Below are 14930 nucleotides of genomic sequence, written 5' to 3'. Positions count from 1 at the left end.
CACGGCGCGTAGCCACACAGAGATTGGTGGTTATGGGTCCGGCTTTCGCCGGGACGACGTGGGGAGAGGTCAGGGCTTTCCGTTCAGCCGCTGCAGGAAGCCGGTGAGATCGTCCGTGACATGATCGACATGGGCGGCGTCGCGGCCTTCGAGCTCCCAGGCCTCGCGCACCACCTCCTGGCTGCCGTCGGGCACGACCAGCACGGTGGCCATGCCGAGCTCATGCGGCACCACCAGGTTGCGCGCGAGGTCCTCGAACATCGCAGCCCTCGCCGGATCGACGTCGTGGAGCCTGAGGAACTTCTGGTAGGTCTGCGGCGCCGGCTTCGGCTCGAGATCGGCGGCGATGATGTCGAACACGCCGTCGAAATGGTTGCCGATGCCGAGCCGGCCCAGCACCGCATCGACATGGTCGACCGAGCCGTTGGTCAGGATCAGCTTGCGTCCCGGCAGCCTGGCGATCGCAGCCCCCATCGCCGGATTCGGCTGCAGCGGCGAGTGGTCGATCTTGTGCACATAAGCGAGATAGTCGTCGGCCTGCACGCCGTGCTCGGTCATCATACCGCGCATCGTGGTGCCGTAGCGCAGGTAATAGTCCTTCTGCAGCCGCCGTGCTTCCTCGGGAGAGATCTTCAGCCAGTTGCTGACGAACTCGCCGATCCGCGCATCGACCTGCTGCCACAGGTTGACGTGATGCGGGTACAGCGTGTTGTCGAGGTCGAACACCCAGGTCTCGACATGGCCGAAGCTGCGGGGAGTATTCATTGTGGCTCTCCACTTGTCAGCGTGAACGTCGTTCCGCCCTCCGCCGTCGTCCTGGCGAAAGCCAGGACCCATACCGCGGAATCTATCAATGTGGCACGGTGCTCGTCGTTCTTCGCCAAACGCAGTCTTGTGGTTGATGGTGTGGACGGCCCCCTACGGCATCAGTGTGCCAGAATGAGGTTGTCTAGATCTCATACAAGGGAGCCGTCCGTGAACCAGATTATCCGCATTGGGATTGATACGTCGAAGTATATTTTTGTGCTGCATGGGGTTGATGCGGCGGAGCAGGTGGTGCTGCGCAAGAAGCTGTCGCGCAAACAAGTGCTGGAGTTCTTCGCCAAATTGCCGCCGACTGTGATCGGGATGGAGGCCTGCGGGGCTTCGCAACATTGGGCGCGTCAGCTTTCCAAGCTCGGTCACGAGGTGAAGCTGATGGCACCGCAATTGGTCAAACCCTACGTGATGCGGAACAAGAATGACGGGCGGGATGCAGAAGGCCTGTGTGAAGCGATGAGCCGGCCGAGCATGCGCTTCGTGCCGGTGAAGACGGCCGAGCAGCAGGCCGCGCTGATGCTGATGGGTGTCCGCGACGGATTGATCGTCCGGCGCACCCAGCTGACCAATACGATACGCGGCCACGCGGCGGAGTATGGCCTGATCGCCCCCAAGGGACTGGACGCGATCGAACCCCTGCTGGTGCGGATTGCGCAGGACGAGACGCTTCCGGTTCTGGCGCGCGAGCTGTTTGTGGTGCTGGGCCGGGAGCGCGTCAGGCTCGAGGGTGAGTTGGAGGCGGTTGAGGCCAAGCTGATGGCCTGGCACCGCGCCGATGCCACGGGCCGGCGCTTGGCTCAGATCCCCTCGGTCGGTCCGATCGTTGCAACCGCGCTGGTGATGAAGACACCTGATCCGCGCACGTTCCGTTCTGGTCGTCATTTTGCGGCCTGGCTGGGATTGACACCCAAGGACCACTCCACCGCTGGCAAGACCAGGCTTGGCAAGATCACGCGGGCTGGCGATGAGAACTTGCGCCGTCTGCTGGTGGTCGGGGCCACAGCGGTGATCCAGCAGGCCAGGCGGGGACGCGGTCATCACTCGCGCTGGCTGCTGGCCCTGATCAAGCGCAAGCCGCCGAAGCTTGCGGCCGTGGCGCTCGCCAACAAAGTGGCCCGTATCGCCTGGAAGCTGATGGCAACGGGCGAGAGTTACGAGGCGGCACGGATGAATCCCATGACAGCCGCCGCCTAATCGATTAGCCGGCGGGCTCGCTCGCCGGCCGACCGGAGCTGCAAGAGCAGATGGAGCGATCGATCGAGCAACGATGCGAGACAGTCCGCAGGACCCATCGGCTGCCAACAGGCCGCGTGGTTGTTTGGAACTCGCATCGCGCAAACCATCTTGGCCAGCGATCCATTCGATCGCACCCAACAGGCCGGACATATGGATGCAAGCGATCCGATCTCACCAAACAGCTCTTGTGCCACGGGGGCCGTCCACATATGGGTCCTGGCCTTCGCCAGGACGACATCGATGTTTGCGGCCTCATTATCTTCATCACGGCATCGCAAAGCGCAGCGTCTTGCCGCCGCTGGTCATGTCGACGGTGGTGAAGCCGAGCGCGGCGAGGCCGCGGGTGCTGCAGTCGCCCTGTTCGTTGATCTCGAACTTGCTTTCGCGGGTGCAGAGCTGGACCCCGCCGCCCCAGTTCAGCGGCTTGTCCCTGATGCGGATGGCCCGGTTGTCGTTGTCGACCGCTTCGGCAAACGAATAGATCTGCTTCGGCGCGCCTGATACGTCGGGATGCAGGCACTTGCCGGGGTCGATGCGATACCAGCCGCGGCTGGTCACCACCTTGCCGTCGTCGGTTGCAACCGCGGCCATCACCTTGTGCGGCGTGTCATTGCACCAGGTCAGCCCCGATGGCGACGGCTTCTGCACGGCATCGATCATGGTGGCGAAGAAATTCGGCGACTGCACGATGTCGCTGGCGAGCCCGCGACTCCTGAGGAACGCCGACAGCGCACTCTGGGTCTTCGGCCCGTCGACGCCATCGATCGGCGCGGCATCGTAGCCCGCGATCACCAGCAGGCGCTGGATGCCGGCGAGGCGCGCCTGCTCGTCGTCATATTCGCTGTCTTCGGCGAGATAGGCGACCAGATGGCCGTCGTCGGTCTTCGTCGGCGTGATCTGGGTGAATTGCGCGGGCATCTGGCCGGAGCGGCATTGTCGCGCGGCGGCGATCACGAAATTGTCCTGCGCCACGCAGAGCGTGTCGGTGCCGTTCTGCGGGATCGGCGAAGCGCCATAGACGCCAAGCGCCCGCGCATTGAGCAGCACGCGGTCGGCGGTGAGCGCGCCCTGCACCACGACCCGGCAGGTCGCGGGATCGATGCGGAACCAGCCGCGTGTCGCGGTCGCGGCCTTGTCGTCGATGCCGATCGCGGCCTCGATCACATAGCTCATGCGGTTGCAGAGCTTGAGGTCGGCATGCGCCGGCGCCGACGAGAACAGGAACGACACCAGCGCGGCCGGCAGCGCCATCGCGAGCCGCGCCGGCAGCGACCGGCGAGGAATCCTCGCCGTGTGTCCCGCGTCTGCCATTACTTGTGGATCAGCGTGCCGGTGCCCTGGTTGGTGAAGAGCTCGAGCAGCACCGCGTGCTGCGTCTTGCCGTCGATGATCACGACGCCCTGCACGCCCTGTTCGAGCGCGTAAATGCAGGTCTCGACCTTCGGGATCATGCCGCCGGAAATCGTGCCGTCGGCGATCAGCTTGCGGGCTTCCTTGATCGACAGGTCCGGAATCAGCTTCTTGGACTTGTCGAGCACGCCCGGCACGTCCGTCAGCAGCAACAGGCGCTTGGCCTTGAGCGCGCCCGCGATCGCGCCGGCGAAGGTGTCGGCGTTGATGTTCAGGGTCTGGCCGTCCTGCGAGGTCGCCAGCGGCGCCAGCACCGGGATCAGCTCATAGCCGATCAGCTGATTGAGCAGCGTGAGGTCGACCTTTTCGGGGTCGCCGACGAAGCCGAGATCGATGGCCTTCTCGATGTTGGAATCCGGATCGACCATGGTGCGCGTCGTCTTCGACGCCTTCACCATGTTGCCGTCCTTGCCGGAGAGGCCCACGGCCTTGCCGCCCGCCTCGTTGATGTAGCCGACGATCTGCTTGTTGACCGAGCCCGCCAGTACCATCTCGACGATCTCGATGGTCGCGGCGTCGGTGATGCGCAGGCCCGCGGCGAATTCCGACTGGATGCCGAGGCGCTTCAGCATGGTCGCGATCTGCGGCCCACCGCCATGCACGACCACCGGATTGATCGCGGTCTGCTCGAGCAGCACGATGTCGCGCGCGAACGCCTTCGCGGTGTCCTCGGCGCCCATGGCATGGCCGCCATATTTAATGACGATGGTTTCCTCGTCATATTCCTGCATGTGCGGCAGCGCCTCGGACAGGATGCGGGCCTGATCGAGCGGGCTGATGTGCTGGTCGGTCATGGGGCTGGTCTCGTCGTCAGCGGAGGGGTGGCGCGGTTCTATCTGATTGGCGGGCAGGGCGCAAAGCGGTCTTGACCCTCTCCCCTTGTGGGAGAGGGTGGCTTCGATGCGACGGCATTGAAGCCGGGTGAGGCGTTTGTCTCCGCGGATAGAGACCCCTCATCCGGCGCGGATTGCATCCGCGCCACCTTCTCCCACAAGGGGAGAAGGAAGTATGGCGGTCATCACCGCTTCGGCCACACCGCCGCGACCGCCAGTACCAGCCAGCTCAGGATCAAGAGCGTTCCGCCGGTCGGCGCAGCCATCGGAAACAATCCATGGCCGGCATATTGGCGCAGCACGAGGTCGCCCGCGAACAATGACGCCGCGATGACGAAGCCGGCCGCCGCCACGACTGCGAGCTTCGCATGGATGATCGTGCGATCCGCGACCGCGATGGTCGCGACTACGGCGGGTGCATGGAACAGCAGCATCGAGGATGCCGCCGCCAGCCGCGTGGCGTCAGGCAGATGGGCTGCGGCCGCCGCCAGCATCACGCCGCAAGCGCCCATGATGGCGGCAAGGCCGATCAGGAAGCGGGATGCCCCGCTCATCGGCGCCGTTCCTCGATCAGGCGCACCATGGCGGCACGCAGCTCCGGCATGCCGTCGCCGGTGCGCGACGAGGTCACCAGCACTTCGGGGAAGGCGGCGGGATGTTTTGCGAGCGTTGCTGACGTGTCGGCGATGACGGTCTTGAGTTCGCCGGCCTTCACCTGATCGGCCTTGGTCAGCACGACCTGATAGCTCACCGCGGACTTGTCCAGCGTCTTCAGCACGTCGAGATCGACGTCCTTGATGCCGTGGCGCGCGTCGATCAGCACGTAGACCCGTGCCAGCGTCGCGCGCCCGAGCAGGAATTTGTGGATCAGCGCCGTCCACGACGCCACCTTGGTCTTCGGCGCCGAGGCGTAGCCGTAGCCGGGCATGTCGACCAGGCGGAAGGCGGCCTTCTCAGGCCCCTCGAAGAAGATCAGTTCCTGGGTGCGGCCGGGCGTGTGCGATGTTCGCGCCAGAGCGCTGCGGCCGGTCAGCGCGTTGATCAGGCTCGACTTGCCGACATTGGAGCGGCCGGCGAAGGCGACCTCGAGGCCGGCCATCGGCGGCAGCGTCTCGATCGAGGGCGAGGCCCAGATGAAGCGCCAGTCGCCGGCGAACAGCTTTCGGCCTTGCTCGATCAGCGCCGCATCGGGTTCGGTGCTCATGCGCGGCGCCCCACTCTCGTTCCGTCATTGCGAGGAGCGAAGCGACGAAGCAATCCATTTCTCCTCGTGTTGAGGCGTGGATTGCTTCGCTTCGCTCGCAATGACGGTGCTACCTAGGTCGTCTTCTTGGCGAACGTCGCCTTCAGATTGTCGAACAGCTCCACCTTCACGCCATTCTTGCGCATAATGAAGCTCTGCTGCAGCACCGACAGCAGGTTGTTCCAGGCCCAGTAGATCACGAGACCCGCCGGGAAGCCGGCCAGCATGAAGGTGAAGATCAGCGGCATCCAGTCGAAGATCATCTTCTGGGTCGGATCCGGCGGCGCCGGATTGAGCTTCATCTGGACCCACATCGTGATGCCCATGATGATCGGCCAGATACCCATCACCAGATAGGCGCCGAAATGCGGTCCGAGCAGCGCGATCGGATCGAACGGAATCAGGCCGAACAGCGTGAACAGATTGGTCGGATCAGGCGCCGAGAGGTCCTTGATCCAGCCGAAGAACGGCGCGTGCCGCATTTCGATGGTGATGAACAGCACCTTGTAGAGCGAGAAGAACACCGGGATCTGCAAGGCGACGGGAAGACAGCCCGCGATCGGGTTGATCTTCTCCTTCTTGTAGATCTCCATCATCTCCTGCTGCTGCTTCACGCGGTCATCAGGATAGCGTTCCTTCAGCGCCTGCAGCTGCGGCTGCACCGACTTCATCTTCGCCATCGAGGCGTAGGACTTGTTGGCGAGCGGGAAGAACAACAGCTTCACGATCACGGTCACCAAGAGGATCGCGATGCCGAAATTGCCGACCAGGCGATAGAACCAGTCGAGCGCCAGGAACATCGGCTTGGTGATGAAGTAGAAATGGCCCCAGTCGATCAGGAGATCGAAATGGTTGAGGCCGAGCTGCTTGTTGTAGCCGCCGAAGCCGACCAGCGGGAAGTTGAGGCCGACCGTGGCGGCCTCCTTCGCGCCGGCGAACAGCCGCCCGTTGGCAACGCCGGTGCCGCCGATCGGAATGGTCTGCGCGCCGAGCATGTAGTCGGTCTGGTAGCGCTTGTCGCCGGTGGTGAAGCGGGCGCTTTCGAGCGTTGCGGTGGTCTCCGGCAGCAGTGCCGTGGCCCAGTATTTGTCGGTGATGCCGAGCCAGCCGTCGGTGACCTTCGTGAACACGATGCCGCGCGAATTTCCGCCGGTCGAGGTCTTGGCCTCGTCGATGTTCTTGTAGCTGAATTCCTGCAGGCCGTGTTCGCCGAGATAGCCGATCGGGCCTTCATGCAGAATCGCGTAGCCGGAGACCGGCGGCTTGCCGCCGCGCGAGATCAGACCGAACGGATACAGCGTCACCGGCGCGCTGCCTTGATTGATGACCTCGTCCTTGATGCTGAAGAGGTAGCGATCGTCGATCGAGATGGTGCGGCGGAAGGTCAGGCCCTGGCCGTTCTCGTATTTCAGAATCACCGGGGTGCTCGGCGACAGGGTGTTCGATCCCTCCTGCTGCCAGACGGTTTCGGCGTTCGGCGTCTTCACCGATGAGCCGTTGGCGGTCAGCCACAGGAACTCGGCGTAATAAGGCTCGGCCGTGCCCGACGGGGAAAGCAGCACGACAGCCGGCGATTTGGGATCGACCGTCTCGCGGAACTGAACCAGCGCCAGGTCGTCGATCCGGGCGCCCTTCAGCGCGATGCTGCCGGTGACGCGCGGGGTCTCGATCTTGATGCGCGGGCCGGAGGCAAGCACCGTCTCGCGGCTCGCGACCGGAGCGTCAGCAGCAGGCGCGCCGGGAGCCGGAGAGGGAGTCGCCGAGGTACCCGGAGCGGTGCCGGGAGCAGCACCCGGAGTCGCCTGCGGCGCCGGCTTCTGCAACTCCGCCTGGCGCTGCGCCTCGCGCTGCTTCTCCATCTGCGGCACATTGTAGAAATATTGCCAGGCGATCAGGACGAGGCCGGACAGAATGACGGCAAGGATCGTGTTGCGGTTGTCGGACATCTCTTAGGGTCTCGTCATTCCATTCGGATTGGGCGCGCTCTTGTTACCCGCCTTGTTGGTACCCGTCTTGTTATTACCCGTGTTGGGCGCAGGCCGGTCGAGGCGGCGCAGCGCCGACCGCAGGTCGTCAAGCATGGTCGCAAAGTCGCGGGTCAGCGCGTCACGACGGCCCACTAGCACATAATCATGGTGCGGCCGCATGAATACGGCGTCGACCTGTCTCATCACTTCGCGAAGCCGGCGGCGGATGCGGTTGCGCTCGGTCGCGGTGCCGTTCTTCTTGGTGACGGTATAGCCGACGCGGATCGGGCCCTGATCGTCGCGGCGGCGGCCCTGCAGCACAAAAGCTGTGGTATTCGCCCGTGCGCCATTGGCAACGGCGAGGAAATCCGCCCGCTGCCTCAGCCGATCCATAATGGGTATCTCCGGAGAGGAGACGTCCGGGCTCAGGCGCTCAGGCGCTTGCGGCCACGCGCGCGGCGCGCAGCGAGGACCTTGCGGCCGCCGGCCGTGGCGAGACGGGCGCGGAAGCCGTGACGGCGCTTGCGCACCAGTTTGCTGGGTTGATAAGTCCGCTTCACGGGTAATTCTCCGCTGACCGGGCAATTTGCCGTTGTATTGAGATGGAGTCCGGTGATGCTGGCGGGCCCAAACGAGCCGTTGACGGCCCCAAAGAGCCGCCCCCGGGTCAAGAACCGGGCCATCGCGGACAGTTGGCGCGGCTTATAAGGGAGCGCCCTGTTTTCGTCAATGTCACAGGCCGTCGCAAAAAGGCTTCTTCGAAACGTCGCAATTGGGGCGAATATATCTGATTTCGCGGGGTATTTGACGGTATGGAGACGCTTTGGGGCGTTCGGGGAACCGCCCACATTAGCGATCCGTAATTTGACCGGCTTGGGGGCCGGGCCCCATCTTCCGACCCCTAAGCCAAACAAGGCCTTATCTTGTGGCTCTAACTGACGATCAGGCGACCGCGCAGAAGCAGCGGCCCAAGCCGTCCCCCCGGCTCGGGCTGTCGGGCAAGCTTTTGCTGCTGACGATTCCCCTGGTGATGATCGCCGGGCTCCTGATCTACGTCCCGGCCATCGCCAACTTCCGGATGAACCGGCTCAATGACCGCCTGGCCGCCGCCAATACCGCGGCGCTGGTGCTCGATGCCGCCCCGTCCGGCCTGGTGCCGGATTCGCTGGCGCGGCAGATCCTGACCAGCATCGGCGCCCGTGCCGTCGCCATCAAATTGGGACAGCAGCGCCGGCTGCTCGCCAGCGCCGATTTGCCGGCGGCGATCGACCATGACGTCGACATGCGGACCATGACGGTGTGGTCGGCGATCGTCGATGCCTTCGAGATCATGCTGGAGCATGGCGACCAGACCATCCGCGTGGTCGGACCCGCGCCGGGCCAGGCGCAATTCATCGAGGTCGTGATCGACGAGAAGCCGCTGCGGCAGGCGATGTACCGCTTCTCGCGCAACGTTTTGGTCGTTGCATTGTTGATCGCCGGCCTGACCGCCGGCCTGGTCTATCTGGCGCTGCATTATTTGTTCGTGCGCCCGATGCGGCGGCTGACCGCGAGCCTGGTCGGCTTCCACGAGAATCCGGAGAGTTCGGCGCGAATCATCGTGCCGAGCCAGCGCGGCGACGAGATCGGCGTTGCCGAGCGCGAGCTGTCGGACATGCAGCGCGACCTCGTCTCGATGCTGCATCAGAAGAGCCGGCTTGCGGCGCTCGGGCTCGCCGTCTCCAAGATCAACCATGATTTGCGCAATCTGCTGGCGTCCTCGCAATTGCTGTCGGACCAGCTCGCCAGCGTGCCCGACCCGCGGGTGCAACGCTTTGCGCCGAAATTGTTGCGCTCGCTGGAGCGCGCCATCGCCTTCTGCCAGTCGACACTGTCTTATGGCCGCGCGCAGGAGGCGGCGCCCGATCGCCGCGTCATCATGGTGGAGCCTGCGGTTGCCGAGGTGCGGGAGTCGGCCGGGCTCGCCACCGATGTCTCGATCACCTGGATCAGCGCGATTGAGCGCGGCCTGACCATCGACGCCGACCCGGACCAGCTGTTCCGCGTGCTGCTCAATCTGGTGCGCAACGCGGCGCAGGCGCTGGAAACCCGGCCCGCAGGTGACGGCGGCGCGCAGCAGATCCGCATCACCGGCCGCCGCGAGGGGACGGTTGCGATCATCGAGGTCTCCGACACCGGTCCGGGCGTCCCGACCAAGGCGCGCGAGCATTTGTTCGAGGCATTCCAGACCTCCGGTCGCCCCGGCGGCAGCGGGCTTGGCCTTGCCATTGCCGCCGAACTGATCCGGGCCCACGGCGGCCACATCCACCTGGTCGAGGGCACGATCGGCGCCACCTTCCGGATTTCGATCCCGGATCGTCCGGTGGAACTGCTGTCGGTCCGCAGCGAGCGGGCGAGGGCCTGAGGCCGTTCCGGTATTCCGGGGCGGCCAAAACTGCGGCCGAAATTGGCGTTTCCAGACCTTGCCAACCGGACCCGGAGCCTGTAGCTAGAGCGCTCTTTCGCGACGTTCCGGGGCTCCCGGAGCCATGCGGGCTCAAGCCCACCCGCGAAAATGCGCCCGTAGCTCAGCTGGATAGAGCATCAGACTACGAATCTGAGGGTCGGACGTTCGAATCGTTCCGGGCGCGCCACTCAACTAACTTCCCATTGGAAATCAATAACTAGCACGAATACAAGCGCTTAGCTGCCGTGTGGTGGTCACAAACGGTGGTGCTAAATCGTGCGTGTATTGATGGGCGTCATCAAGGACAGACACGGGACGTATTGCGCCCGGAAGGCGGTGCCGGAGAAGCCTGACGGGCTTCAGGCGGCCGTCGCTCGCGAACTGAACAACGGCAAAGCCAAGCAGAAGCACCTGAAGCGGTCGCTGGGAACCAAGGACCTTCGCGAGGCCAACATCCGTGCCAAGCCGGTGTTAGCGGAGTTCGACCAGATCATTGCGAGGGCGAAAGCGAGCCTTGCTGCAATCACGGTGCCTGTGGTCAAGCGCACTAGCCTAAACGATACCGAAATCAAGCGCATGGCCGAGTACGTGTACGCAACGGCGCTGAAGGAAGATGAGGCGCTAAGGTTTTCGGGCAGGCTAGGGCTAGTGGGCCCACACGGCGAGAATGTTAACGCCGAGGCGCATGGGGACATCCGACAAGATTTTCAGCAGAAGTTTGCTATCGGGGATGTTTCTTTCGCTGAGCAGCGTGCCCAAAACGCCCTCGCAAGCTTCGGTATCACGCTAGACCAAAGCGGCGCGGCCTATCATGACCTTTGCATCGAAAGCGCCAAGGCGTTCCTTAGAGCCCTTGATGATATTGGGCTTCGCTATGCGGGTGCAGTCATTGAAACCCCGCGCCTACCTTCTTCCAAAGTCACAGGCGGCCACGGAGAAGGCGGAACGCTGCAAGAGGCGCTAGCTGGTTGGAAGGGGCACAGGACGCGTCCCAAGCGGACGGTGGATGAGTTCACTAGCAGCGTGGACATGTTCATCCAGCTTCACGGCAACATGGCCGTAGCGGCGATCAGGAAAAAGCACGCTCTGGATTACCGCAAGACGCTTCAGGACAGGCCACGCCACCGAACAGGCGACTTGCAGCGCGCAACGCTTCCGGCGCAAGCCTCTTGGGGCAGAGAGCACCCAGACGAGCCGAGGATCACCGCAGCAACCATTAACAAGCAGCTTGGCGCTGTGCAGTCCATCTGCATCTGGGCCAGCGATAACGGGCTTGTGCCGGATGACGCGCAGTGGACCGACCCGTTCAGCAAGCTCAGGCTGCCCGAGGAGCGATCAGAGCGCACGTCATTCGAGATTGCGGAGCTTCAATCGCTGTTCGGTGCGCCAGTGTTCACCGAACATGACTTCCCTCTGGGGGCCCATGGGGCCGCTGGTTTCTGGCTGCCGGTGTTGGCGCTATTCACAGGCGCACGGCAAGCGGAGCTGGGAAGTCTCATGGCTGCCAATGTGCAGGTGGACGCGGAAACGCAAGTGCCGTTGCTCTACTTCGTAACCGAGAGGGCGCGGGGGAAGCGCGTCAAGACCGATGCCTCCGAGCGTGCTGTGCCCGTGCATCCCGAAGTGATCCGCTTGGGCTTCCTCAGCTATGTGGCGGAACGACGGAAGGCCGATGGTGCAGACGCTTGGCTATTCCCTTCAGTGTCTCCCGACCGTGGGCGCGCTGGTGTGCCCGCATGGTCGCAGTGGTTCGGACGCTATCTCCGCGCGGCTGGCGTGACAGACAAGGCTAAGGTTTTTCATTCCTTCCGCCACACAGTGAAGGACGCGCTGCGGCGTGGGCGCGCCGATCACGAGATGCGCGAGGCCCTTATCGGTCATGCGCAAGCTTCCTCAGTGAGCTGGGGCTACGGCGCTAACGCCATGTTGTCGCGGTTCGGCGCTGCTGCGCTCTCCGATGCAATCAACCGCATTTCCTATCCTGGCCTTGACTTGTCGCGGGTCAAGCCGCTGGGGGCACTAGTGGGCACACGCGGCAACAGCAATGCGAAATGAGGAATACAAAATGTCTGCAAACAGCATCACAACCGAAGCCGCCACCGTCGTGCTCACCGTAGCCCTAGCGAGCGCATGGGCCATGATCCGAGCGGGCCACCGCTGGTATGCGTGGCTGGACACCTTTGAGCGCACCCCGAGCGCCCTGTGGCGTGCGCAGAGGCATGTCGTGTCGATGGGGGCAGCATTGGAAGTCGGCGTAGAGCGGTTTGCGGGGCGCTTGGGCGTTCTGGATACGGTGCTGGACCGCGTGGCTCGCGTGGGCTGATGCCATGGAACGGAAAGCAATGGCGGTCTTGATGCTAGCGGGCCTCGCGCTCTCGGCGTGCGTCTCTGAGGAGGAGATGGCTGCCCGAAGGCAGATGGCACAAGCCAACAGGGAGAAGCAGTGTGCGTCCTTTGGCTACAAGCTGGGTACGCCAGATTACAGCAAGTGTCTCGAAAGCCTGTATCTGCAAGATCAACAGCTAGCGGCGGCAGAAGAAGCTAACCGGCGAGCGCGCGTCCACGAGCTTGGGCAACGGTTGCAAGCGGCCAGTCAAGCGATGCAGAGCGCCAACCCGCCTGCGGTTCACTGCTCCACTATGCCCAATGGCATCGGCGGCACTAACACGACCTGCCAATAAGAAAAAAGGCCGCACCGGGCTCCCTTAGCTGGGATAACCTGATGCGGCCATTGTCTTGCCTGTGAGGCTTATGCTGCCTTCACAAGGTAGCTTTTCGATCCTCGGCCGATGCCGGGAAGGTAGCTTACGCCCATCTCCCTGAGAGCCTGTGTGGTTGGGTGTTCGCTGCTGTTCAGCGTTTCCCGTAGCTTCTTCACACTACTGAGCTGTAGGTCGCGCTGAATGATGGACAGGGACACCGGGCCAGCGTCCTGCGTCTCCATATAGGAAATGAGCCTGACGTGAGAGCTACCGACACGGGGCTTCTTCTCCTTCGGGGCGTCCAGCGCGAAATCCCAGCCTGTCACCTTGATCCCAGGCATATCGGCTCTGATGTCATCAAGCACAGCGTCACCCATGGCATCCTTGGGCAGCACTATGAATACATCTGCGGGAGGGCAGTGGCCTTCGCAGTCAATGACGTGGCGGCAGCAGATGCGGTTGATGGCTTGGATTACAGAGACGGACATTTGGCGCTGTTCCATCTCTTTGCGGACGTTCTTGTATTGCTTCCACTCCGGTGATTGCAGCCATTTGTCATCCTGTGCCCCTTGCAGCGCGCAGAACATGTTGGTGGCCCACGTCTGAGGCAGGTACGGCAGCCCGAGGATTACCGCAGTATCGCAGTCCTGCCACGTATTGCGACCGTCCACGGCACCCCAATGACCAACTGAACACTCTCGGAAGGGCAATTTCTCAACCCAGCTCTTGCCCCCGTTTTTCGCCTTCTTCGTAATAACGGCCTCAACATCCTTGTGGACGCACAGGAACACCGCGCGCTCCGGGCCTATGGCTTCTTCAAGACCCTTCTTGATGCGGGGCAGGCGCTCATTGATCCGGTCAGTCATGGTGTTCTTTCCAACGGCACCTCCCCTAGCCACATGAAGCGTTACGCTGCTGTAGTCCCGAGCATGGCTGGGGACGGGAATCGGGTCGTGTCGCTCCTCAAAGAGGTCCCAAAGAAAGTTAGCTCTGGCGGTAGCATCTAGCACCACTGGCCCGGGGGCATCCAAGGGAACGGCTAGGGACGCTGTGTTGATCGAATGCCAATCACCTGACCGGGAGTAATAGGCGAACTGCTCAAGACACGTCTGCACCGCCGCAATTGTTTCCGCTACACGCTCGGCCAGTCGGGTTCGGTCTTTGGTATTGCTCCGGGCGTACACAATTTTATCATAGGGCAGCGCACTCATCGCCAAGACGAAGGGGGTGAAGTCTACAGCGACTGGCGCGCCGCCTTCTCCCCAGATCAGAGCCATGGGACTGGCATGGTCATCAGAATCGGCGAAGGCAACAAGCACGCGATGCACCTGCTCCAGAACGCCTACTTGCTGTGGAAATGCGGAGCGCAATTCCGGTGGAATGAGGCTGATGACAAGACCTAGGTTCTCGGTGGTTGCGTTGCTTTCATCGACCACGTTAGCCAATGCCTCATCGATAACAGTGAGGTGTCTTTCCCCTCCACGCCAAGACACCAAGCGGTCCCAAGTTTTCCAGTCGCGCCCTTTAGTCTCCCGCTTGGCTTTAATGAATGCCGTATGGGTGATAACCACAACATCACTCGCGTGTAGCTGCTCAGTCGTCGCATAGCTGCCGGAATGGTTAGCCACAGCCACAGCACGCCCCGCCAAGGCATTAACGGTGTTCTGTATGTTGTCAGCATCATCCTTCAGCCGCGTAACGATGAGGATACCTACGGGCTTTAGCGAGGTGCCTTCAGCTTCGCGATTGAGGTCCGCTTGCATGGCCGCGTAGACACAGGTGCCTTGGGTTTTCCCTGTGCCGGTGGGCGGCTGCAAGATGCGCCAAGGCGACTGAACACCAGAGGCAGATTCGACCGTAGCTAATTGGAAGGTCGCACCCATGATGCGCCACAGGGTCACTAAGGCTGGCGATGAGTGTTGCCCTAGCCCGTCAGGCCGGAGCGTGGTCCAGTGTTGGTTCATCCGCTCTGAGAACTCATTAGGGCACACAAGTGCGAGAGCGTGCTGCTCCCGAAGAAGGGTGGTGGTAGGAGTCATTGTTGGTGGTGTTCCTTATGGGACACGACAAGCCGATAGGTGCCCTTGAGGAGCACCAGCGGTGGCCTTGTGAATGGGATTAGGGGATTGGTGGTGGTTGACGGAAAGCACCCCTCGAAAGCCCTAATAAAGGGAACATTAGAGGGTTCAGGGGTACCTTTCCTGAGAGCCTACAGGAGGCTCCACGCTACGGCGGAGAATGTAACAGGCTGTGCTGTGGAGTGAGCCACTTTTG

General features: G+C 62.8%; 14 protein-coding genes and 1 tRNA gene. 6 read left to right on the top strand and 9 right to left on the bottom strand.

Features of this window, described 5'->3' with window-relative positions; all coding sequences use genetic code 11:
- Positions 1-69: 69 nt before the first annotated feature.
- Positions 70-765, bottom strand: a complete 696-nt coding sequence (locus ACVW1B_RS32395; RefSeq protein WP_253606262.1) for a pyrimidine 5'-nucleotidase — start codon at positions 763-765, stop codon at positions 70-72.
- A 210-nt stretch (positions 766-975) separates the two neighbouring features.
- Here ACVW1B_RS32395 and ACVW1B_RS32390 point away from each other — a divergent pair, with 210 nt between their 5' ends.
- Complete coding sequence (locus ACVW1B_RS32390; protein WP_253605065.1) at positions 976-2013, top strand: IS110 family RNA-guided transposase; 1038 nt, start codon at positions 976-978, stop codon at positions 2011-2013.
- 306 nt (positions 2014-2319) lie between these two features.
- Here ACVW1B_RS32390 and ACVW1B_RS32385 read toward each other — a convergent pair whose 3' ends face one another.
- From ACVW1B_RS32385 to rpmH, 7 genes are all read right to left on the bottom strand, one after another.
- Positions 2320-3306 (bottom strand): DUF1036 domain-containing protein, encoded by a 987-nt coding sequence (locus ACVW1B_RS32385; protein ID WP_253609864.1) that lies wholly within the window; start codon positions 3304-3306, stop codon positions 2320-2322.
- 59 nt (positions 3307-3365) lie between these two features.
- On the bottom strand, positions 3366-4259 hold the full coding sequence (argB, locus tag ACVW1B_RS32380) for an acetylglutamate kinase (RefSeq protein WP_016848093.1): 894 nt from the start codon (positions 4257-4259) through the stop codon (positions 3366-3368).
- Between the two features lie 224 nt (positions 4260-4483).
- Complete coding sequence (locus ACVW1B_RS32375; protein ID WP_253606264.1) at positions 4484-4852, bottom strand: DUF423 domain-containing protein; 369 nt, start codon at positions 4850-4852, stop codon at positions 4484-4486.
- Positions 4849-5502: a ribosome biogenesis GTP-binding protein YihA/YsxC gene (gene yihA / locus ACVW1B_RS32370; protein WP_253606271.1), complete on the bottom strand. Its 654-nt coding sequence runs from the start codon at positions 5500-5502 to the stop codon at positions 4849-4851. Before yihA ends, ACVW1B_RS32375 begins: the two co-directional genes overlap by 4 nt.
- 113 nt (positions 5503-5615) lie before the next feature.
- Positions 5616-7487, bottom strand: a complete 1872-nt coding sequence (gene yidC, locus ACVW1B_RS32365) for a membrane protein insertase YidC (protein ID WP_253606273.1) — start codon at positions 7485-7487, stop codon at positions 5616-5618.
- 3 nt (positions 7488-7490) lie between these two features.
- On the bottom strand, positions 7491-7901 hold the full coding sequence (rnpA, locus tag ACVW1B_RS32360; RefSeq protein WP_057018968.1) for a ribonuclease P protein component: 411 nt from the start codon (positions 7899-7901) through the stop codon (positions 7491-7493).
- Positions 7902-7933: 32 nt separating this feature from the next.
- Positions 7934-8068 (bottom strand): 50S ribosomal protein L34, encoded by a 135-nt coding sequence (gene rpmH, locus ACVW1B_RS32355; RefSeq protein ID WP_008542748.1) that lies wholly within the window; start codon positions 8066-8068, stop codon positions 7934-7936.
- 365 nt (positions 8069-8433) lie between these two features.
- On the opposite strand from rpmH, the gene ACVW1B_RS32350 reads away from it, so the two are divergent.
- The 5 genes from ACVW1B_RS32350 to ACVW1B_RS32330 all read left to right on the top strand — a co-directional run bounded on the left by ACVW1B_RS32350 (position 8434) and on the right by ACVW1B_RS32330 (position 12635).
- Positions 8434-9912, top strand: coding sequence for a sensor histidine kinase (locus ACVW1B_RS32350; RefSeq protein WP_057018967.1), 1479 nt, complete (start codon positions 8434-8436; stop codon positions 9910-9912).
- A 152-nt stretch (positions 9913-10064) separates the two neighbouring features.
- Positions 10065-10141, top strand: a tRNA-Arg gene (locus ACVW1B_RS32345).
- A gap of 101 nt (positions 10142-10242) precedes the next feature.
- A complete protein-coding gene (locus ACVW1B_RS32340) occupies positions 10243-12009 on the top strand; it encodes a DUF6538 domain-containing protein (protein WP_456822729.1) in 1767 nt (588 codons plus the stop codon).
- 10 nt (positions 12010-12019) lie between these two features.
- Positions 12020-12277, top strand: a complete 258-nt coding sequence (locus ACVW1B_RS32335; protein WP_456822728.1) for a hypothetical protein — start codon at positions 12020-12022, stop codon at positions 12275-12277.
- A 4-nt stretch (positions 12278-12281) separates the two neighbouring features.
- Positions 12282-12635, top strand: a complete 354-nt coding sequence (locus ACVW1B_RS32330; protein WP_456822727.1) for a hypothetical protein — start codon at positions 12282-12284, stop codon at positions 12633-12635.
- Between the two features lie 68 nt (positions 12636-12703).
- Here ACVW1B_RS32330 and ACVW1B_RS32325 read toward each other — a convergent pair whose 3' ends face one another.
- Positions 12704-14539 carry a hypothetical protein gene (locus ACVW1B_RS32325; protein ID WP_456822726.1) on the bottom strand — a complete coding sequence of 612 codons (1836 nt, stop codon included), beginning with the start codon at positions 14537-14539 and terminating at the stop codon, positions 12704-12706.
- Positions 14540-14930: the final 391 nt, after the last annotated feature.

The organism is Bradyrhizobium sp. USDA 4502, from assembly GCF_054063355.1.
The sequence above is the reverse complement of the archived record's forward strand: the minus strand, read 5'-3'. Positions and strand labels throughout refer to the sequence as shown.